The sequence below is a fragment of the Xanthobacter nonsaccharivorans genome, assembly GCF_043194755.2.
In the GTDB taxonomy this organism is placed as follows: Bacteria; Pseudomonadota; Alphaproteobacteria; order Rhizobiales; family Xanthobacteraceae; genus Xanthobacter; species Xanthobacter autotrophicus_G.
In genome coordinates this window covers 1,620,050-1,639,180 of sequence record NZ_CM195526.1, presented here as the reverse complement: position 1 = coordinate 1,639,180, position 19,131 = coordinate 1,620,050, and the positions used below count along the sequence as shown (strand labels likewise).

At 67.8% G+C, this 19,131-nt stretch carries 17 protein-coding genes; 9 read left to right on the top strand and 8 right to left on the bottom strand.

Features of this window, described 5'->3' with window-relative positions:
• Positions 1-30 precede the first annotated feature (30 nt).
• Entirely contained in the window at positions 31-1,212 is a 1,182-nt protein-coding gene (locus tag V5F59_RS07500) for an alpha/beta hydrolase (protein ID WP_393982531.1), read from the bottom strand.
• A gap of 297 nt (positions 1,213-1,509) precedes the next feature.
• Here V5F59_RS07500 and V5F59_RS07495 point away from each other — a divergent pair, with 297 nt between their 5' ends.
• Complete coding sequence (locus tag V5F59_RS07495; protein WP_393982530.1) at positions 1,510-2,451, top strand: ring-cleaving dioxygenase; 942 nt, start codon at positions 1,510-1,512, stop codon at positions 2,449-2,451.
• 87 nt (positions 2,452-2,538) lie between these two features.
• Here V5F59_RS07495 and V5F59_RS07490 read toward each other — a convergent pair whose 3' ends face one another.
• Complete coding sequence (locus V5F59_RS07490; RefSeq protein ID WP_393982529.1) at positions 2,539-3,669, bottom strand: aminomethyl transferase family protein; 1,131 nt, start codon at positions 3,667-3,669, stop codon at positions 2,539-2,541.
• A gap of 379 nt (positions 3,670-4,048) precedes the next feature.
• Here V5F59_RS07490 and V5F59_RS07485 point away from each other — a divergent pair, with 379 nt between their 5' ends.
• The 7 genes from V5F59_RS07485 to V5F59_RS07455 all read left to right on the top strand — a co-directional run bounded on the left by V5F59_RS07485 (position 4,049) and on the right by V5F59_RS07455 (position 12,991).
• A complete protein-coding gene (locus V5F59_RS07485) occupies positions 4,049-5,452 on the top strand; it encodes an acyl-CoA dehydrogenase family protein (RefSeq protein WP_393982528.1) in 1,404 nt (467 codons plus the stop codon).
• A 152-nt stretch (positions 5,453-5,604) separates the two neighbouring features.
• Positions 5,605-6,117, top strand: coding sequence for a flavin reductase family protein (locus tag V5F59_RS07480; protein ID WP_393982527.1), 513 nt, complete (start codon positions 5,605-5,607; stop codon positions 6,115-6,117).
• Positions 6,118-6,129: 12 nt separating this feature from the next.
• Positions 6,130-8,436, top strand: coding sequence for a trimethylamine N-oxide demethylase (locus tag V5F59_RS07475; protein ID WP_393982526.1), 2,307 nt, complete (start codon positions 6,130-6,132; stop codon positions 8,434-8,436).
• Positions 8,437-8,677: 241 nt separating this feature from the next.
• Positions 8,678-10,360: an APC family permease gene (locus tag V5F59_RS07470; protein WP_393982525.1), complete on the top strand. Its 1,683-nt coding sequence runs from the start codon at positions 8,678-8,680 to the stop codon at positions 10,358-10,360.
• Between the two features lie 11 nt (positions 10,361-10,371).
• Complete coding sequence (locus V5F59_RS07465) at positions 10,372-10,959, top strand: dimethylamine monooxygenase subunit DmmA family protein (protein ID WP_393982524.1); 588 nt, start codon at positions 10,372-10,374, stop codon at positions 10,957-10,959.
• Complete coding sequence (locus tag V5F59_RS07460; RefSeq protein WP_393982523.1) at positions 10,956-11,912, top strand: PDR/VanB family oxidoreductase; 957 nt, start codon at positions 10,956-10,958, stop codon at positions 11,910-11,912. Before V5F59_RS07465 ends, V5F59_RS07460 begins: the two co-directional genes overlap by 4 nt.
• A 17-nt stretch (positions 11,913-11,929) precedes the next feature.
• Positions 11,930-12,991 carry a heme-dependent oxidative N-demethylase family protein gene (locus V5F59_RS07455; protein ID WP_393982522.1) on the top strand — a complete coding sequence of 354 codons (1,062 nt, stop codon included), beginning with the start codon at positions 11,930-11,932 and terminating at the stop codon, positions 12,989-12,991.
• A 152-nt stretch (positions 12,992-13,143) separates the two neighbouring features.
• Here V5F59_RS07455 and V5F59_RS07450 read toward each other — a convergent pair whose 3' ends face one another.
• On the bottom strand, positions 13,144-13,779 hold the full coding sequence (locus V5F59_RS07450; RefSeq protein WP_393982521.1) for a MarC family protein: 636 nt from the start codon (positions 13,777-13,779) through the stop codon (positions 13,144-13,146).
• 161 nt (positions 13,780-13,940) lie between these two features.
• On the opposite strand from V5F59_RS07450, the gene V5F59_RS07445 reads away from it, so the two are divergent.
• Positions 13,941-14,780, top strand: coding sequence for a universal stress protein (locus V5F59_RS07445; RefSeq protein WP_393982520.1), 840 nt, complete (start codon positions 13,941-13,943; stop codon positions 14,778-14,780).
• 105 nt (positions 14,781-14,885) lie between these two features.
• On the opposite strand, the gene V5F59_RS07440 is transcribed toward V5F59_RS07445, so the two are convergent.
• From V5F59_RS07440 to V5F59_RS07420, 5 genes are all read right to left on the bottom strand, one after another.
• Entirely contained in the window at positions 14,886-15,326 is a 441-nt protein-coding gene (locus tag V5F59_RS07440; RefSeq protein WP_393982519.1) for an RT0821/Lpp0805 family surface protein, read from the bottom strand.
• 170 nt (positions 15,327-15,496) lie between these two features.
• On the bottom strand, positions 15,497-16,933 hold the full coding sequence (locus tag V5F59_RS07435) for an ATP-binding protein (protein WP_393982518.1): 1,437 nt from the start codon (positions 16,931-16,933) through the stop codon (positions 15,497-15,499).
• Positions 16,934-16,939: 6 nt separating this feature from the next.
• Positions 16,940-17,614 carry a response regulator transcription factor gene (locus tag V5F59_RS07430; protein WP_393982517.1) on the bottom strand — a complete coding sequence of 225 codons (675 nt, stop codon included), beginning with the start codon at positions 17,612-17,614 and terminating at the stop codon, positions 16,940-16,942.
• A 252-nt stretch (positions 17,615-17,866) separates the two neighbouring features.
• The gene (locus V5F59_RS07425; protein WP_393982516.1) at positions 17,867-18,196 is read right to left on the bottom strand and encodes a hypothetical protein; all 330 of its coding nucleotides are present in this window, start codon (positions 18,194-18,196) and stop codon (positions 17,867-17,869) included.
• Between the two features lie 3 nt (positions 18,197-18,199).
• Positions 18,200-19,084: a glycoside hydrolase family 108 protein gene (locus V5F59_RS07420; RefSeq protein ID WP_393982515.1), complete on the bottom strand. Its 885-nt coding sequence runs from the start codon at positions 19,082-19,084 to the stop codon at positions 18,200-18,202.
• Positions 19,085-19,131: the final 47 nt, after the last annotated feature.

The following is a 19,131-nucleotide window of genomic DNA, read 5'->3' as shown; positions in this document are numbered from 1 at the left end:
GCCGCGGCATGGCTGGCCTGAATGCGGCCCCTATTGCGCGGCGGGCGCTCCGCCGGCGGCGGTGGCGGTCTCCGCCTGGCCCGCAGCCCGGGCCCGGTTGAGGCCGGAGATGCGCAGGCCCTGGAAGGCCACGGTATCCGGTGCCGACCCCGCCTCCTTGGCAGAGGCCGCGGCAACGGCGCCGCGCACCTGCGGAGCGATCTCCGCCAGCTGGGCGAACTTGCCGTGGTTGAAGCTGTCGAGGGCCTTCACATCCGTCATGTCCACCACGACGGCACCCAGCTCCACCAGTTCCTGGTCGTTGGAATATTCGCCGAGCCGCGCCTTCTTGCCGGCGAGGAAATCGGAGAAGCCGAGGGCCTTGTCATCCCGCGAGACGATCACCACGAACGGCTTCTCCAGCTTGCCGAAGCGCTTCAGCTGGCTCTTGAACACGTCCACGTCGATGTCCGGGGCGGCGAGGATGATGTTGCCCACCCGGTTGAGCGGGACCGGCTTGCCGGACATGCGGATCTGCCGCAGCGCCTCGACCGTCACCCAATTGCCCATGGAGTGGGCGAGGATGTTCACCTCCTCCGCGCCGCTGGCGAAGGAAAGGCGAATGGTCTCCTCCAGCCGGTCGCGGGCGGCGGTGGCGCTGTTGTTGTCATAGACGTAGCCCTCCGTCTGGGCGCGGGACGCCCAGGTGAAGAGCACCGGCACGGCGGGAGCGTCGGCATCATCCGCCATCTGCGCGAGGCGGTAGAGCGCCTCGGAGAACATGGTGTTGTAGCCGTGGACGAACAGGAACACCTTGCGCTGCCCCTTCGGGCGGCGCGCCAGCTCGTCCTTCATGTCGGCGAGGAACTGCTGCTCGGTATCCCGATAGACCGCCTCGCGCACCACCATGTCCGTGGCGGGATCGCCGGCGCCCTGCTTGGGCCATTCGATCTCGCCCGCCTTGTGGGCCGGGGGCACGGACAGGTCCACCTTGGCGAACGACAGGGCCGTGGAGCGCTCGCCATTGAAGAAAATGCCCGGGCGCGCGTCGCGCTCGCGGGTGGAGGCGACGAGGATCACATGCTCCCGCGCGCCGGGGGCGGTGGCGGCGGTGGGCGTCAGCGCATCGACGCCCGGACGGGAGGAACAGCCGGTCACCAGCGTCGCCGCCACGGCCACCGCCAGCGCCCGCACTGCCATTGCCGATCCCATGGTGCCGAAAGAAAATGCCATCGATCCCGCCCGCCCGTTCGGGCCTTCATGGCACAAAGGGGCGGGAATGGAACGTACTTTCCCTGGGAATGCTGACGGCGGACCCGATGGAACCTTGTTTTATACTATATTACCTCCAAAAGGGTGCGCGACGCCGTCCTGCGCATGCGAGAAGGCAATCCCGAAGAGAACAGAAAGAACATCGCTTGCAGCTCGGCAAATCCAATTTGCGGCTGTGACTCTCGCCCCGCGACGGCTGCAAGCTTATCTCGATGAGCGACACAGACACGGAGGACACCCCTCCCCGGAGTACCCGCCATGCAGCTCACCGGCCTTCATCACGTGACCGCGGTCACGGCCGACGCGCCCTACAACCATCGCTTCTACACCCAGACGCTGGGCATGCGCCTGGTGAAGAAGACCGTGAACCAGGACGACACCTCCGCCTACCACCTCTTCTATGCGGACGGCGAGGCAAACCCCGGCACGGACCTCACCTTCTTCGACTGGCCGGTCCCGCGCGAGCGGCGCGGCACCCATTCTGTCGTGCGCACCGGCCTGCGCGTGCGGGACGAGGCAGCCCTCGAATACTGGGCCGGCCGGCTCTCGGACGCGGGCATCGTCCATGGCGGCATCGAGACCCGCGACGGGCGCAACATCCTGCCCTTCGAGGATCGCGAGGGCCAGCGCCTCGCCCTCGTGGTGGACGAGGGGCGCGGCCCCGGCGTGCCATGGGCGAAGAGCCCGGTGCCGGCGGACTTCCAGATCCGCGGCCTCGGCCCCATCGTCCTGTCGGTGCCGGAGCTCGCGCCCACCGCCGCCGTACTCCTCCACGTGATGGGCATGAAGGAGGTGCGCACCTATGCCACCGAGGAAGGCCGCGCCGTCCACGTGTTCGAGATGGGCGAAGGCGGCCCCGCCGCCGAGGTGCATGTGCGGGTGGAGCCCTGCCTCGATCCCGCCGTGCAGGGCGCCGGCGCGGTGCATCACGTGGCGTTCCGCGTGACCTCCTTCGACGAGTACGAGGAATGGGCGCGGCGGCTGAAGGAGCTGCGCATTCCCAACTCCGGCAAGGTGGACCGCTTCTACTTCCGCTCGCTCTATTTCCGCGAGCCCAACGGCATCCTGTTCGAGCTGGCCACCGACGGGCCGGGCTTCGCCGCCGACGAGGACGCGGAGCACCTGGGCGAGCGGCTCGCCTTGCCGCCGTTCCTGGAAGGCCGGCGGGGTGAGATCGAGGCCGGCCTGAAGGCGCTCTGAACGGGCCCAAAAACGCAAAAAAAGGGCGGCCGGACGGGGAAGATCCCGTCCGGCCGCCCTTTGTTTGTGCGCCGTTATGCGACGATGTCAGGCCCGCTCTTCCAGCGGATGGGTCCGCAGGCGCATGGGGTCGTAGAAGGGGGTGCGGACCACGTTGGCCTCGAAGCTCTCGGCGCCGTCCGTCACCGTGAGCGCGGTGCCCAGCGCGGTGAATTCCGGCTTCAGCGACACGAGGGCGACCGACTTCATGAGGTGCTGGCTGTAGGTGGTGGAGTTCACCACGCCCACCTCGGCGCCATCCTTGAAGATCTTCGCGCCGGGCGTGATGGCCCGCGGCGCCAGCACCTCGAGGCCGGCCTGGTGGGTGCGCTCGGTGCCCTTGCGGGCGATGAGGGCCGCCTTGCCGCGGAAGTCCGGCTTGGAGAGGTCCACCGACCAGTCCATCAGCACCTCGAAGGGCGTGGTGTCCTTGTGGGGCATGTCAAAGGGGAAGAACAGCAGCGCCCCCTCCACGCGCACGATGTCGAGGCAGTCCCAGGACACCGGCATGGCGCCGAACGGGGCGCCCGCCTCCAGGATCTTGTCCCACAGGAACACCGCGTCCTTGGCGGCGCAGAACACCTCGTAGCCGCGCTCGGCGGAATAGCCGCCGCGGGCGAGCGACACCGGGATGCCGAACAGGGTGGTCTTGCCATGCCCGAAATAGGGCAGGTCCTTCAACACCATGGGAGTGTGGGGCGAGAGAATGTCGAGGGCCTTCGGGCCCTGCAGCGACAGGATATGGATGTCGTTGTCACGGGTGAACGCGACGTCGAAGCCCTCGGCCACCACCGGCAACGCCTCTTCCAGCGCGCCGCCGCCATGGGAGAGGCGGAAGGCGCCGTCGCCGTCCACATAGATGAGCACATCGTCGATGAGGCCGCCGGCATCATCCACCACCGAGGAGATCATCGAGCGGCCGGCCGGGATCTTGGCGATGTCGGCGGTCAGCAGCGCATTGAGGAAGGCGAGCGAATCCTTGCCGGACACATTGATGATCTTGAGTGCGGAGACGTCGATGAGGCCGGCGCGATTCCGCACCGCCTCCGTCTCCAGATAGGGATCGGTGACGTAGTGCTGGGGAATCGCCATGTCATTCCACGATTCCTCAAGCTTCGATCCCAGTTCCCTGTGGCGCTCGTTGAGGATCGATTGGCGCCAGATGGTTGCGCTCGTCATCCTGTCCCTCTTCCGGTTCTTGCCTGTCTGGAAAATGCGTTGCGGCCGGGCAGCACCGGGCCGGCCTCCGCCGCGACGGGCACATCCTGCTTGCCACCCCGCTCAAGTGTCAATTACTTTTCCTAAGACGAAAATTCTTTCGTCTAGTGGTCAGGAATGAGGCACACAAAAGCATTGCCGCGCCGCAACATGCTTAGGGCTTGATCAAATTTGGGGGAAAGCTCGCCCAATCAATGGGCTTGCACACCGGACAGTCAATGGCAAAGTGTTTCTACGGCGTCAAAAAAATTCACTGCGGGGAACAGTGTGGCCGCCGAAAGCCAGGATCGCAACTGCGGGTCGCCCCACCAGGAGGCGCGGCCCAGGCGGAGCTTAAGTCATGTCCGATGTGAAGATGTGGGGCCAGGAAGAGTTCTGGGGGCTCGGCTTCGAGTGGGATCCCCAGTGGCTGCTGACCCCCGCCCAGAAGGCGTTGCAGTCGAAGCTCATCGCCCTGTGCGAATCCACCCTGCGCGCCAATGCGGTGGAGAGCGACGCGAACTACATCTACCCGCGCAAGAATTTCGAAGCGCTGGCCACCCTCGGCCTGCTCGCCCTCAACGTGCCGAAGGAGCTCGGCGGCCTCGGCGAGAACCACGTCTGCGCCGCCATGGTGGTGGAAACCATCGCCCGCTACGGCTGCCCCTCCACCGCCATGTGCTACACCATGCACCTCGGCGCCACGGCCGCCGCTCTGCTGCGGCACCACGACAACCCCATCCTCACCGACATCCTGAAGCGGCTGGACAAGGACGTGCTCATCGGCACGCTCTCCTATTCCGACCCGGAGACCGGCTCGCACTTCTGGTATCCCATCTCCTCCAGGGCCGAGGCCCATGGCGACGGCTGGAAGGTGACGAAGAAGGCATCCTGGACCACCTCCGGCGGCTTCGCCGACTGGTACATCGTCCAGACTACGAGCCCGGGCTTCGCCGGCGACTATTCCGACCTGTCCTGCTTCCTCGTCACCAAGGACGAGGTGAAGTCCAACCCCTCCGAATGGGACGGCCTCGGGCTGCGCGGCAACCAGTCCGGCCCCATCATGGTGGAGAACGCCATCCTGCCGAAGGACGCCCTCGTCGGCCCCATCGGCGACGGCGCCAAGTCCAACGACGAGGTGGTGGACCCGTTCTTCCTCACCCTGTCCTCGGCCTGCTGGAACGGCATCTCGCTGGCGGTGATCGACATCGCCAAGCGCCACACCACCCGCAAGACCCACAATGACGTGGGCATGCGCGTCGCCGACTACCCCACCATCCAGGACTATGTGGGCGAGGCGATCATGGACACCAACGCCTCCCGCGCGCTGGACTTCCAGATGGCGCAGGCGCTCGACGGCGTGACCAACAATTGCGACTGGTCCATCCACAAGGACAAGGACGCCCTGCCCCGCTCGGCGCTGCTGCACTGGCTGTGGCAGGTGAAGTTCGAGGCCGCCAAGAACGTCGCCCATGTGGTGGACAAGATGCTCCACACCTGCGGCGGCACCGGCTATCGGCCGGCGCTGCAGATCGAGCGCTACCTGCGCGACGGCAAGGCCGGCTGGGTGATGGGCCCCACCAACGAGGTGCTGCGCCAGTTCGTCGGCAAGGCCTCGCTGCTGGGCTTCGGTTCCCTGGACTACTGGAACAAATCCATCAACGAGCGGGTGCTGAGCAACGAGATCAAGAAGATGGACGACGCCGAGAAGCGCGCGCTGGCCGAGAAGCTGCTCGCTGAGATCAAGCCGGCGAAGGTGGCGTGATCCACCCTGGCGAGAGCCCGCCCCGGCCCTGCCGGGGCGAGGCGGACCTGACGAGGCGGGACGGAGGCATCCCTTCCGTCCCGCCGCGCGCATGCGCGGGCGAGTGGGTCTATGATGCCCGCATAGACCAGAATTTCAGTGAGCTTCTTTCCATGACCACCATTGATCTCGACGCCCGCCTCGATCCGCGCGAGCTGCGCAACGCCCTCGGGCGCTTCGCCACCGGCATTGCCGTGGTGATGGCCAAGGACGAGGAAGGCCCCATGGGCGTGACGGTGAACTCCTTCTCCTCCGTCTCGCTCGATCCCCCGCTTGTCCTGTTCTGCATGGCGCGCTCGCTCAATTCGCTGGCGCGGCTGGAAAAGGCGACCGCCTATTCGGTCAACATCCTCCACGGCACCCAGAAGGAAATCTCCAACCGCTTCGCCCGGGCCGGCGCCGACAAGTTCACGGACACGCCCTGCATCGACGGCTCCCTCGGCGAGCCCTGCCTGGCATCGGCTCACGCCACGTTCGAATGCGTTCCCTATGCGCACTATGACGGCGGCGACCATGTGATCTTCGTCGGCCGCGTGGTGCACATGCGCACCGAGGGCGAGGAAGATCCGCTGCTCTATTACCGCGGCAGCTACCGGCTGCTGGCGACCCTCATCCAGGAAGGCTAGCGAGAGGGCCAGATGAACATCTCCCTTTTTCCACCCGGGCTGTCTGCCGGGGCCATCCCCCCGCTCCCGCGTGAACGCGTGGTGGTGCGCGGGGGTGGCTGCGCCCTTGTGGCGCTCTCGGCCGGGGACGGCATCGAGATCCACGACGCGGAGGGCCTGCAGCAGGTCCTCATCGTCGCCGTGGATGCGGACCCGGCGGTGCTCGGCCTGGAAGGGCCGGCCACCGTGGGCCTTGCTGCGGTGCTGGAAAAGGGGGGAGAGGGAAGCGCGGATGTGGCGCGCGCGCTGGCGGCGCGCGGGATAGCGCCGGAGGCCCTGGGTGGCCACGTGGTTCTGGCGGGAGAACAGGAGGCCGGGCGCCGCATCGCGCTCCTGGCCAAGGGCGGCGTGCACGTGATCGTCGCCGCTCCCGGCGGCCCCATGGCGCCGGATGCCCAGGATACGGCGACCGACATCGCCGTCTTCATCCATCGCGCGGCGGGGAACGAGCCGCCACTGCCCGCCCCGCTCGCCGAGCCGAAGCTCGACCTGCGCGTGCCGGCGGCGGAGGCCCGCGCCTACCGCGTGAAGGCGGGCGACTACATCCAGATCATCGACGTGTCGGGCCGGCAGTGCACGGACTTCCTCGCCTTCGACGCGGCGGCGCTGGAGAAGGGCGCCGAATACGGCCTCGACGCCACCACCACCCGCACGCTGATGGGCGCGGCCTATCCCGGACCGGGGCTGCACTCCAAATATTATGACGAGCGGCAGATCCCGCTCATCGAGGTGGTGCGCGACACGGTGGGCCGGCACGACACCTTCGCGCTCGCCTGCTCGGCCAAGTATTACGAGGACATGGGCTATCCCGGCCACGCCAATTGCACGGACAATTTCAACGCCGTGCTCAAGCCCCTCGGCATCAAGGAAAAGGCGGGCTGGCCAGCCATCAACTTCTTCTACAACACTGCCGTGGACCACACCAACGCGCTGACCATGGACGAGCCCTGGTCGCGGCCGGGCGACTATGTGCTGCTGAAGGCGCTGACCGACCTCGTCTGCGCCTCCTCCTCCTGCGCCGACGACATCGACCCGGCCAACGGCTGGGAGCCGACCGACATCCATGTGCGCGTCTACGACGCCGCGGAAAACTTCTCCAAAGGAATAGCCTTCCGCATGAACGCCGAAGCCGAGCCGCGCCTGACACGCGAGAGCGCCTTCCATCCGCGCCTGTCGGGCATGACCCGCAGCTTCGTGGAATATCGCGGCTTCTGGCTGCCCACCTGCTTCACCGGCGAAGGGCCGATCGCGGAATACTGGGCCTGCCGCGAGAAAGCGGCGATCATGGACCTGTCGCCGCTGCGCAAGTTCGAGGTGACGGGCCCGGACGCCGAGTTGCTTCTCCAGCGGACGGTGACGCGCGACATGCGCAAGCTGTCCGTGGGCCAGGTGGTCTATACGGCGCTCTGCTACGACCACGGCGGCATGATCGACGACGCCACCGTCTTCCGCCTCGCGCCCGCCAACTTCCGGGTGGTGTGCGGGGAGGAGTTCACCGGCACCTGGCTACGCGACAAGGCGGCGGAATGGGGCCTGAAGGCCTTCGTGCGCTCGTCCACCGACCAGCTGCACAACATCGCCGTGCAGGGTCCCCTCTCCCGAGAGATCCTATCGGAGGTGATCTGGACGGGGGGCACCCAGCCCACGATCGGCGAGCTGAAATGGTTCCGCTTCGCGGTGGGCCGCCTCGGCGGACCGCAGGGGCCGGCGCTGGTGGTCTCGCGCACCGGCTACACCGGGGAACTGGGGTATGAGATCTGGTGCCATCCGAAGGATGCGGGGGCGCTGTTCGACGCCGTCTGGGCCGCCGGCGAACCGAAGGGCATGAAGCCGCTGGGCCTTTCCGCCCTGGACATGCTGCGCATCGAGGCGGGACTGGTGTTCGCCGGCTACGACTTCTGCGACCAGACGGACCCTTACGAGGCCGGCATCGGCTTTGCCGTGGCGGACAAGGACGAGGATTTCGTGGGGAAGGAGGCCCTGGCCCGCCGGAAGGCCAATCCGGCCAGGAAGCTGGTGGGGCTGAAGGTGGAGGGGAATGACGCCGTGGGCCATGGCGACCCGCTCCATGTGGGCCGCGCGCAGGTGGGCGTCGTCACCAGCGCCACCTCGTCGCCGATCCTGAAAGGCCAGATCGCCCTGGCGCGCATCGATGTGGCCCATGCGGACGTGGGCACCCGGCTGGAGATCGGCAAGCTGGACGGGCTGAAGAAGCGCATCGGCGCCGAGATCGTGCCCTTCCCCCATTTCGACCCGCAAAAGACGCGCGTGCGCGCCTGACAAAAAGTCTTCGTGTCGGATCGGCAAGATCCCGACACGCCATGATGTGTCTGAGCAAGAATGAACGCCGGGATATCGCAATTCCGGCGTCAATGGTGTTTGCTTTCCTGAAGGAAGCTCCGGCCCGATTACCGCCTGGACCGAAAAACACCTTGCTGAACGTTGCGTCAGATGAATATCTTGATTGACAATTTTTTTTCGCATGGAGAAACTCCCCCGCATAAAAATGAGGGGTAACACCATGAGCATTGCCGCGACCAACGAAGTCGTCGCCGGGCCAGAGGCCGGCACGCTTCATCGAAAAATCAGCTGGACTGGAGCATTCTGGATCGCGAGCGGGGTTCCCGCGCTCGTGCTCTTCTCCGTGGGCGCCATCGGCGCCACCGTGGGCGCTCCGGCCTGGTTCATCTGGATCCTGTCCATCCTCTTCGGTTTCATCCAGGCATTTTCCTATGCGGAAATCGCCGGCCTTTTCCCGCACAAGTCCGGCGGCGCCTCGGTGTATGGCGCCATTGCGTGGGTGCGCTACGGCAAGCTGCTCGCGCCCTTCTCAGTCTGGTGCAACTGGCTGGCCTGGTCACCGGTGCTGTCCATCGGCTCCGGCCTGGCGGCGGGCTACGTGCTCTCCATCCTGTTCGCGCCGGATGCGGCCATCAACACCTGGCAGCTCACGCTGGTGGACCTCGGCTGGCTGAAGGCGGGCCTGGCGCTGCGCATCAACGCCACCTTCATCCTCGGCGCGGCGCTGCTGCTCATCGCCTTCGCCATCCAGCACCGCGGCATCAGCCAGACCGCCAAGGTGCAGGTGATTCTCGGCGTGGTGGCGCTGCTGCCGCTGATCCTCATCGGCCTCGTGCCGCTGTTCACCGGCGACGTGCTCGCCTCCAACCTCGGCCCGTTCGCCCCGCTCGCGAAGGACGAGGCCGGCAAGATAATCGCCGGCGAGTGGAACATGGCCGGCATCACGCTGATGGCCGGCGGCCTCTTCATCGCCGCCTGGTCCACCTACGGCTTCGAGACGGCCGTGTGCTACACGCGCGAGTTCAAGGATCCGAAGACGGACACCTTCAAGGCCATCCTCTATTCCGGCCTGCTGTGCATCTTCGTGTTCACCATCGTGCCCATCTCGTTCCAGGGCGTGCTCGGCCTCGGCCAGCTGGTGACCCCGGCGGTGGTGGATGCCTCCGGCACCGTGACCACGCCGGCGGTCTATGACGGCATCCTCTCCGCCGACATCTATTCCGGCATGGGCGTCGCGAGCGCCATGGCCGGCATGATCAAGGGCGGCCCGGTGGTGCACAACATCATCGTGGTGATGCTGATCCTGGCGCTCATGCTCGCCATCGTCACCTCCATGGCGGGCTCCTCGCGCACCCTCTACCAGGCGTCCGTGGACGGCTGGCTGCCCAAGTACCTCAGCCACGTGAACGAGAACGGCGCGCCCACCCGGGCCATGTGGACCGACCTCTGCTTCAACCTCGTGCTGCTGATGATGTCGGACTACGTGTTCGTGCTCGCGATCTCGAACGTCTGCTACATCCTGTTCAACTTCCTCAACCTCAACGCCGCCTGGATGCACCGCATCGACCGGCCGGCCTGGGAGCGTCCGTTCAAGGCGCCCACCTGGCTGCTCGGCATGGGCACGGTGCTGGCCTACGTGAACCTGGCCCTGCTCGGCATGGGCGCGGACATCTGGGGCGCGGGAACGCTGGTGACGGGCCTCATCTGCTCGGCCTTCATCATCCCGGTCTTCCTGTTCCGCCATTATGTGACCGACAAGGGCCAGTTCCCGGCGGCGATGATGGAGGACATGCACCTGAGGGCGGAGCCGGGGGCCGGCACCCGGGCGGGCGTGCTGCCCTACGCCGCGCTCGCCCTTGGCGCGGTGGTGATCATCGTGGCCCATTCTCTGGCAGTCTACTGAGCGGAGACGAGATGAGCGACCAAGGCATCAAGAGCCGTCCCAGATACCAGGCGATCCAACCGGACCCGGCCGGCCGGCATCACCTGATGGTGGTGGACGGCGCCGAAGTCCCCGGTGAAGCCTTGGCGGAGGGGGTCACCCCCTCCGCCTTCGAGGTGTGGACCGTGGCGCGCAAGAGCGCCGTGCCCGCCTCCCCGGCCATGGAGGAAGCAGCCGGCGCCGTGCGCCCGTTCCGTTCCGCCGCCCACCTCTTCTCGGCGCTGGAGGAGCGGCTCGCCCGCGAGACCATGGGCCTCCGCCTCTACGCGGCCGGGACCGAGCCGTTCCTGTGGGATGCCGCCGGTCTCGGCGAGAAGGCCGGCCTCAGCCGGCAGGAGATGCAGTTCGCCCATGTGGGCGCGAAGGCGCGGCGCATCTTCTGCGTCCACTGCCGCGAGGTGATGGAGGGCGTCACCACCTCCATCGTCACCTGCTCGGGCTGCGGCGCGCCGCTGTTCGTGCGCGATCATTTCTCGCGGCGGCTCGCCGCCTTCATGGGCGTCCAGGTCGACGCCGAAGTTCCGGGCGAGGTGCCCGCGGCCGAGGAGCTCTATCAATGACTGCCGGCGAACCCATGAGCGTGCGCGTCCGCGAGGTGGTCCAGCTCGCGCCGAGCCTCAAGCGCTTCTCCTTCGAGCCGGCGCACGGCGGCACCTTCCCCACCCCGCCGGCCGGCGGCCATGTGATGCTGACCCTCCGCGATGGCGCACGGGTGATGAAGAACGCCTATTCGCTGGTGTCGCCGCCGGCGGAGCGGTCGCGCTACGACATCATCGTCCGGCTGGTGGCCCAGTCGCGGGGCGGCTCGGCCTTCCTGCACCGGAACGTGACGCCCGGTGACGTGCTGGAGATGGCGCCCCCCATCAGCCTTTTCTCGCTCGCCTCCACGGCGAAGAAGCACCTCCTGATCGGCGGCGGCATCGGCATCACGCCGCTCCTGTCCTTCCTGCCGGAACTGAAGGCGCGCGGCGCGCGCTTCGAGCTGCACCAGCTTGCCACCGGGGAGGAGGCGCCGGTGTTCGAGCGCCTGCTCGCCCCCTATGCGGCAGGCGAGGAGATCCGCGTGCATAGCGGCGGACGCTCGTCGTTCGACGTCGCCGCCCTGCTCGCGCGCCAGCCGCTCGGAACGCACGTCTATGTGTGCGGTCCCCACAGCCTGATGGATGCGGTGACGGGCACCGCCCTCGCCTTGGGCTGGCCCAAGGGCAAGGTGCACAAGGAGAGCTTCGGCGGTGACACCGGCGGCCTGCCGTTCCGCGCCATCCTGAAGAAGTCCGGCATCGAAGTGGAAGTGGGCGAGAACCAGACCCTGCTGGAGGCCATCGAGGCCGCAGGCGTCTCGCCCCCCTGCCTGTGCCGCGGCGGCGCCTGCGGCGAGTGCGCCACGGCCGTCGCCGAAGGCGAGGTCGACCACCGCGACGACTTCCTGTCGGCGGAGGACAAGGCGGCCGGCAAGCTCGTCATGATCTGCGTGTCCCGCGCCCGCGGGCCCCGCCTCGTGCTCGACCTCTGAGCCGTGGGAGGAAGAAGATGACCGTCCAGTTCAAGCCCGCAGAAACCTTCCGCGACACCTTCACCTACAGGAAGTCGCCGGAGGACATCCTGCGCTTCCCCTTCCCGTTCCCCGAGGACGAGTACATGTACTCGGTGAACATCGAGCCGCACGTGCGCGGCGGCCCGACGGCGGCTTTCCAGGCCCAGTTCGACATCGACGAGCACTATGTCGCCGAGTGCAGGGAGCGCGAGCGCGTCCTCAAGGAGGATCCCAAGCGGTGCCAGGTGCTGCCCCACATGATGGCGGCTCAGTGGGACACGCTCGAGATGATCATGGAGAACCTCGCGGCCGACTATCCCGCCCACTTCACCCTGACCAAGGACGGGGATGTGTGGACCTGGGTGAACCGTCCTCTGGGCATCCACCAGACCTTCACCTTCGGCAAGGCGGAGACCCTGCCCTGCGCCCCGTTCGAGTACATCACCCGCCAGGCGCAGGGCGACTTCACGTTGCAGGACCAACGCGAGGACAATCTCTTCGTGGACGGCGGCATGGTGACCACCCAGGCCGACTGGTCGCTGGAGTTCGACATCGGCATGTCGTTCCAGGAATGGCACGGACCGGTGCCGCTGGCGCACGAGAAGGGCGTGTTCGACCGGGCGCTGAAATACCTGCTTCGCCTCCAGTACGGCCAGCCGGTGCGGCGGCTCAACTGGACCATGACCATCAACCCGCGCCTCGACACCTCGCCGGAGAATTATCCGGTGTGGGGGCCGGACAAGGCGACGGTCACGTCCGAGAACGTGGCCGAGAAGGTGCATCTGCGCGTGGAGCTGCAGACCCTCTACCGGCTGCCGCGCTCGGGGGCGATCCTGTTCGGCATCCGCTGCTATCTCACCAGCCTCGCCGACATCGCCAAGGTGCCGAAGTGGCGCCGCCGCCTGCACCGCGTGCTGCGCGACCTGCATCCGGACATCGCCGCCTACAAGGGCATTCCGCGTTACCAGCAGACGGTTCTGGACTATCTCGCCCCGCTGGACGACGGCAGCCCGACCTCCAAGGGCATCGCGCCGGATATGGACAAGATCGAGGCCTGACAGGGCGCCTCGGCGGCCCATTTCCCCCTGCCGGCACGCCGGCAGGGGATCGGGGTGAGGGAAGGCGTCCCCACCAACGGGGCACGTTCGCGGGAGCCGCGCCGGCCCTCACCCCAAGCTTCCGTCAACAGACCGGCGGGGACCTCGGGGCGTCAGATCTCCGGCAGCCCGAGCCATTTCTGGAAGGCGTTGAGCACCAGGTTGACCGACAGCGCCGCGAGCAGGATGCCCATGACGCGCTTCAGCAGGCTCGCCCCGCTCTCTCCGATCGCCTTGGCGATGTAGTCGCCCAGCCAGAACACCACGAACAGCACGCTCATCATCAGCATCAGCACGCCCAGCGTGAGGAGATGCTGGGACAACGGCGCGCCGCGGTTGTTGTCGGAGAACAGCACCATGGCGAGGATCGCGCCCGGCCCGGCGAGGATCGGGGTCGCCACCGGATAGACCGCGAGCGTTGCGAGGCTGCGGTCCGGGTTCACGCTGATGGGCCGGTGGGGCCGCTCCACGAAGATCAGCGTCATGGCGAAGAAGAACAGGATGATGCCGCCCGAGATCTGGAAGGCGAGGATGGAGATGCCCATCGCCTGCAGCAGCATCCGGCCCAGCAGCGTGAACACCAGCAGAATGAGGAAGGCGAAGCACAGTGAAAGCGCCGCCACCTTGTGCCTCTGCTGCGGGTCGAGATGCGAGGTGGCGCTCAGGAACATGCTCAGGTGGCTGATGGGTTCCAGGATGACCCACAGCGTGACGAGCTGGCTGGCAAACAGATTGAGATCTTCGATCATCGGCTCCCCCTCCCCCCTTGTACCCTCCTCGGCGACCTCCGGGAAACCAGCTTGACCGTGCTTTCGGACGCCATGCGCGGCGCACGCCCCCTCGTTGACATGACGCAACGAAATCTGAAGACGTGCTATCTAGGTTGCGGTGTCCTGTGGAGGAACGGCTAATGCTTCAAAATATAAAGAACGTGCTCATCGGCATGACCGAGGAAGGTATCGACGAGCCCTCGTCCGCTTTGGCGTATGGCCTGTCGATGGCGCAGCAGTCCGGCGCGCATGCCACGATCCAGGCAGCGTCGCTGAAGGTGGTCATGGGCAACACCTTCGTCGGCACTGTTGCGTCGGGCCTGGTGGCGGCCCACAACCGGCGCCTGCGCCAGCTGGCCGCCGCGGTGGCGGAACGGGCGTTCGGCGATGCCGCAGCCGCGGGCGTCTCGGCCTCGGTGGATACGCCGCAGCTCAGCTATGGGCAAATGGTGGAAACCTTCGTCGCCCAGGCCCGGGTGCATGACATCTCCCTGCTCGACGCCGAGACCGCGACCGTGAACGCCGACCGTGGGCTCATCGAGGCCCTGCTCTTCGAGAGCGGGCGCCCGCTCATCGTGGTGCCCCCGGGCTGCGACACCTTCAAGCATCACCGCGTGCTGGTGGCGTGGGATGCGAGCGCGCGCGCCGCGCGGGCGGTGAACGACGCCATGGACATCCTGAAGGCCGCCGCCGCCGTCGAGCTGCTCGCCATCGGCACCGAGAAGGAGCTCAAGGACGAGGTGCCCGGCGCCGAGCTCGCTCCCCATCTCGCCCGCCACGGCGTGAACGTGAGCGTGAAGAACCTGACCGTGGGCGTGGACGGCATTGCCGGTACGCTGCGGGAACAGGCGTCGCTGATCGGAGCGGACCTCATCGTCATGGGCGCGTTCAACCACTCCCGCCTCAGGGAATGGGTGCTGGGCGGTGTCACCGAATCCCTGCTGGCCGACAGCAAGGTGCCCCTGTTCATGTCCTACTGACGGCGTGAACGCCCGCAACGCCTCAGGCGGCGGGCCTGCTCACACTTCCCCTCGCCCGCGCTGATGATGGTGGACGACGCACCCCGATGCCTCAGGCCGGGGGCGTCAGGTCACCGGCTGCCAGCGGCCATCCTGTGTGCGGCAGGCGGCGCCACGCGCGATCTGCGGCCGGTTGTCGATATAGATGGTGTGGGAATAATCTCGGCAGCTCTGGTAGCCCGCGCGATTGTAGGGCGGCCCTGCCACCACGGTGCCATGCGTGCCGGCATCGCCCTTCCAGCCCACCGGATAGCCCGGCCCGCCCGTTTCCAGCGCGGTCACTTCCGCGTCGTAGGCGCGCTTGCGATCCGCTTCGTCGAGCCCGTTGCCGATGCCGCCGCTGATGAGGCCGCCGGAGACGGTCCCGGTCATGACGGGTGCCGTAGGCAACGCCGCCGAGGCCGTGAGCGAGCGCCCGCCCGAGCCGGAATCGCTGGCACATCCCGAAAGCCCGGCAGCGACGAGAAACACGGCGGGCAGCCGGGTGGACACCAAACGCACGGACATCGGTACAGGTCTCCCGCGGACGATACCAATACGGCGAGAATCGGACGTCAGATTGGGGCAGGAAGGTGGCCCTGCATCCCTCATAAGCAGTCGCAGCACGGGAGGGAAGTGACTTTCCCACCCCCTGTGGCATCGAGTCCACAACGCGCGGGGGAGCCGCACGGGCAGGTTCACGGAGCGGAGGGGGGAGGAGGCGCCGCTGCGGCAGGAAGCACGAGCTCCGTGCGCAGGCCGCCGATGGGCGCGGAGGAGAGCTCGAAGCGGCCGCCATAGAGCACCGCCAGCTCGTGGACGATGGACAGGCCGAGGCCGGAGCCGGGCTTGGATTCGTCCAGCCGGCGCCCGCGCCGGCCCACATCCATGCGGCGGCCGGGATCGAGGCCCGGGCCGTCGTCGTCGATGATGATGTGGTAGAAGACCCGGTCGCCCGGGGATTTCGGCCGCCCGATCACCACCTCCACCTCGACCCGGGAGGTGGCCCACTTGCAGGCATTGTCCACCAGGTTGCCCACCATCTCCTCGAGGTCCTGCTGCTCGCCGCGGAAATGCACGTCGTCGGCGATGCGGACGTCGATGGTGAGGTCCTTGGTGCGGTGGATCTTCTCCATGGTGCGGGCCAGCGAGGTGACCACCGGCGTCACATCGCACACGCTCGCCACCACGGTGACGCGCGCGGCCATGCGGGCGCGCTCCAGATAATGGGCCACCTGGTCGCGCATCACGCCGGCCTGGTCGCGCACCTTCTCCGCGAGAGGGTCGTCGCGGGTGCCGGCCTCATTCATCAGCACGGAGAGGGGGGTTTTGAGCGCATGGGCGAGGTTGCCCACATGGGTGCGCGCGCGCTCGACGATCTCCCGGTTGGCGTCGATGAGGGCGTTGACCTCGCGCACCAGGGGCACGATCTCGGTGGGATAGGCGCCGTCCAGCCGCTCCGCCTTGCCCGAGCGCACGTCGGCGAGGGAATCGGAAATGCGCGAGAGCGGCTTCAGCCCAAAGCGCACCTGTACGATCACCACCAGCAGGAACGCCGCGGCCAGCACCACCAACGTACCGACGAGGGCGAGGTTGAAGGCGGCGATCTCCTCCTCCAGCTCCGCGGCGACCGCGGCCACCGAGACCACGTAGCGCGCGTCTCCCCCGAGGTCGACGTCGCGCTCCACCACGCGCAGCACCTCGCCGTCGGGACCTGCCGCATAGCCTTCGCGCATGAGCCCCGGACGGGCATTGATGCCCAGCTCCGACAACAGGGGCAGGCGCACATCCACCAGCGAGCGCGAGGCCTGGTGCCGCACCTGGCCACCGGCGGAGAAGGTCACCTGCCAGTACCAGCCGGAACGGGGGAAGGAGAAGAGCGGGTCGCCCAGCGCCATCGGATCGGGCAGCGTGGCGTCGCTGGCGTTCGCCACCTCGGCGACGATGGTCTTCAGATAAACGTCGAGCCGCCGGTCGAAGGACCGTTCGGCGGCACTACGGTAGAGAGAGGAGAGCACGAAGCCCGCCATGGCGAGCACCACCAGCGTGATGACCATGGCGGAGAGGAACAGGCGAAAGGCGAGCGATCCGGGAGTGTATTCCGCCGGCCGCGGCGCGGCATTGGGATCGGTCATGACGGATCAGCGCTGCGGCGCTTCCGGCGCGGCCAGAAGGTAGCCGAGGCCGCGCACGGTTTGGATCACATCGCAATCGAGCTTCTTGCGCAGGCGCCCCACGAACACCTCGATCGTATTGGAATCCCGATCGAAATCCTGGTCGTAGAGATGCTCCACCAGCTCGGCGCGGGACACCACGCGGCCGGCATGGTGCATGAGATAGGCCAGCAGCCGGTATTCGTGCGAGGTGAGCTTGACCGGGTTGCCGTTCACCGAGACGCGGCCCGAACGGGTATCGAGCCGCACCGGCCCGCAGGAGAATTCGCTGGAGGCATGGCCGGTGGCGCGGCGCAGCAGGGCCCGCAGGCGCGCCAGCACCTCCTCCATGTGGAAGGGCTTGGCGACATAATCGTCGGCGCCGGCGTCGAAGCCCTGCACCTTGTCGCTCCACCGGTCGCGGGCGGTGAGGATCAGCACCGGCATCACCTTGCCGGCGCGCCGCCATTTCTCCAGCACGGAGATGCCGTCCATCTTCGGCAGGCCGATGTCGAGCACGATGGCGTCGTAGGGCTCGTTCTCGCCGAGGTAGTGGCCTTCCTCGCCGTCGAAGGCGCGGTCCACCGCATAGCCCGCATCGCCCAGCGCGGCGACGAGCTGACGGTTGAGATCGGGATCATCCTCGACCACCAAAAGGCGCACGGGTTCCCTCCGGCTTGCAGACGTCCTCTTAAGGGAGCAGCGCGCAGAATGACAGAGGCAGGCAGCCATGTCAGCGCCCGCGCCGACGCAAATGAACCGCGAACTCAGCCCCGCGCTGACGCACGCCGGCAGCCAGCTCAGCGCCAGCCGCACAGGCGACGGCCCACCGCGTTGTGGGCCTTGGTCTGGCGGATGGTCTCGTCCGTGTCGGCCGAGGACCAGCGGATGGGTGATGCGGCGCCGCAATAGACCTTAGTCGCGGCGGTACCCGTCGTCGTCGCGCAGGCGGCGAGAATCGGCATCGCGCCGAACAGCATCAGCGCGGGCACGCCCCGCCTGATCGATCGCGGCATCCGCATCGCGCTCTCCTTTCACATGGGCATCATTCCATCCGGCCTGCCGTTCGCGGCGGCCGTAGACCAGGGCGGCGAAGGCGCCGAGCGCGATGGCCATGGTCCGCAGCGCCCGCGCCGGCCCGACAAGGCGGGCGAGGAGGAAGCCGAGCCCCGCCAGCACCACGAGGCCGCCGAGCGCCTGTGCCCGCCAGCCGGTTCCGTAGATGAGCCAGTCCGCAACCGTCATGGCTCAGGCCATCCGGTCGGCTTTGGGCACGGCTGGGGCCTCGGGCAGGAGGTCCAGCACGTTGGCGCGCCGTGCCCCGGCCCGGGCGCTCCACCACACAAGGCCAAGGCCACCCAGCGTCAGGGCGAGGCCGAGCAGCGTCAGCCCGGTGAAGACCGTGGCCAGCGACGGCGACCCGGCCGCCAGCGGCGCGATCTGCCGCGCCGCCTCGGCCACGGCGGAGGTGGCAAGGCCACCGGCCACCGCGCCGGCGCCGCCCGTCGCCTGCGGCGCGGGGCGCGCGCTCGAGACCGAGGCCTTGGCCCCCTCCCCGGCCGCCGCGGCGACGTCCGCCACCGGGACACGGGCCACCGGTCGGCCCTCGCGCAGCCAGGCCTTCCCGGCGCGCCGCACGTCGGCGACCCGTCGGCCCCAGCCACGGCCGAACACCGGCCAGGTGGAGAGCGCCTTCAGCATGGCGAGGCGGCGGTCGCAGATGTCGTCCACCAGCCGCTCGGGATCGGCCGCCGCCGCCGCGCGGGCCGCATCCAGCGTCACCACGCCCACCGCCCCGTCCGCCGGCAGGCCGAGGGCTCTCTGGAGCCATTTGGCCGACTGGGCGGGGCCGGAATTCACCGCCCCGTCGAACACCACGTAGTCGATGCCCGGCGGCAGCTCGTCGGCGCGCACCGCGTCCCAATACTGGCGGCGGTAGATGTCCTTCAGCTCCGCGTCCTCCAGCGCGCGGACGCTGCGCGTGGGAAGCCCCTTCGAGCGGCGGTAGCCGTCATAGACCCGCTGGATGATGCCCTTCATGGTCGGGCCACCGGGATCGTCGGGATGGTTGGAATAGCCGCCCTCGTGCACCAGCACGGCGGCGAGCGCCGTCGAGAAGCTGTCCTTGGCCATGTTCACCTCGAAGGAAATCGGAAGAGGAGCGGCACGCCCCGCGGGAC

Excerpts from the sequence above, each read along its gene's own strand:
- V5F59_RS07490 (WP_393982529.1), bottom strand. The coding sequence starts at position 3,669 with ATGACGAGCGCAACCATCTGGCGCCAATCGATCCTCAACGAGCGCCAC.
- V5F59_RS07455 (WP_393982522.1), top strand. The coding sequence starts at position 11,930 with ATGACCGTCCAGTTCAAGCCCGCAGAAACCTTCCGCGACACCTTCACC.
- V5F59_RS07495 (WP_393982530.1), top strand. The coding sequence starts at position 1,510 with ATGCAGCTCACCGGCCTTCATCACGTGACCGCGGTCACGGCCGACGCG.
- V5F59_RS07500 (WP_393982531.1), bottom strand. The coding sequence starts at position 1,212 with ATGGCATTTTCTTTCGGCACCATGGGATCGGCAATGGCAGTGCGGGCG.
- V5F59_RS07475 (WP_393982526.1), top strand. The coding sequence starts at position 6,130 with ATGAACATCTCCCTTTTTCCACCCGGGCTGTCTGCCGGGGCCATCCCC.
- V5F59_RS07465 (WP_393982524.1), top strand. The coding sequence starts at position 10,372 with ATGAGCGACCAAGGCATCAAGAGCCGTCCCAGATACCAGGCGATCCAA.
- V5F59_RS07480 (WP_393982527.1), top strand. The coding sequence starts at position 5,605 with ATGACCACCATTGATCTCGACGCCCGCCTCGATCCGCGCGAGCTGCGC.
- V5F59_RS07485 (WP_393982528.1), top strand. The coding sequence starts at position 4,049 with ATGTCCGATGTGAAGATGTGGGGCCAGGAAGAGTTCTGGGGGCTCGGC.
- V5F59_RS07440 (WP_393982519.1), bottom strand. The coding sequence starts at position 15,326 with ATGTCCGTGCGTTTGGTGTCCACCCGGCTGCCCGCCGTGTTTCTCGTC.
- V5F59_RS07445 (WP_393982520.1), top strand. The coding sequence starts at position 13,941 with ATGCTTCAAAATATAAAGAACGTGCTCATCGGCATGACCGAGGAAGGT.
- V5F59_RS07450 (WP_393982521.1), bottom strand. The coding sequence starts at position 13,779 with ATGATCGAAGATCTCAATCTGTTTGCCAGCCAGCTCGTCACGCTGTGG.
- V5F59_RS07470 (WP_393982525.1), top strand. The coding sequence starts at position 8,678 with ATGAGCATTGCCGCGACCAACGAAGTCGTCGCCGGGCCAGAGGCCGGC.
- V5F59_RS07420 (WP_393982515.1), bottom strand. The coding sequence starts at position 19,084 with ATGGCCAAGGACAGCTTCTCGACGGCGCTCGCCGCCGTGCTGGTGCAC.
- V5F59_RS07425 (WP_393982516.1), bottom strand. The coding sequence starts at position 18,196 with ATGACGGTTGCGGACTGGCTCATCTACGGAACCGGCTGGCGGGCACAG.
- V5F59_RS07435 (WP_393982518.1), bottom strand. The coding sequence starts at position 16,933 with ATGACCGATCCCAATGCCGCGCCGCGGCCGGCGGAATACACTCCCGGA.
- V5F59_RS07460 (WP_393982523.1), top strand. The coding sequence starts at position 10,956 with ATGACTGCCGGCGAACCCATGAGCGTGCGCGTCCGCGAGGTGGTCCAG.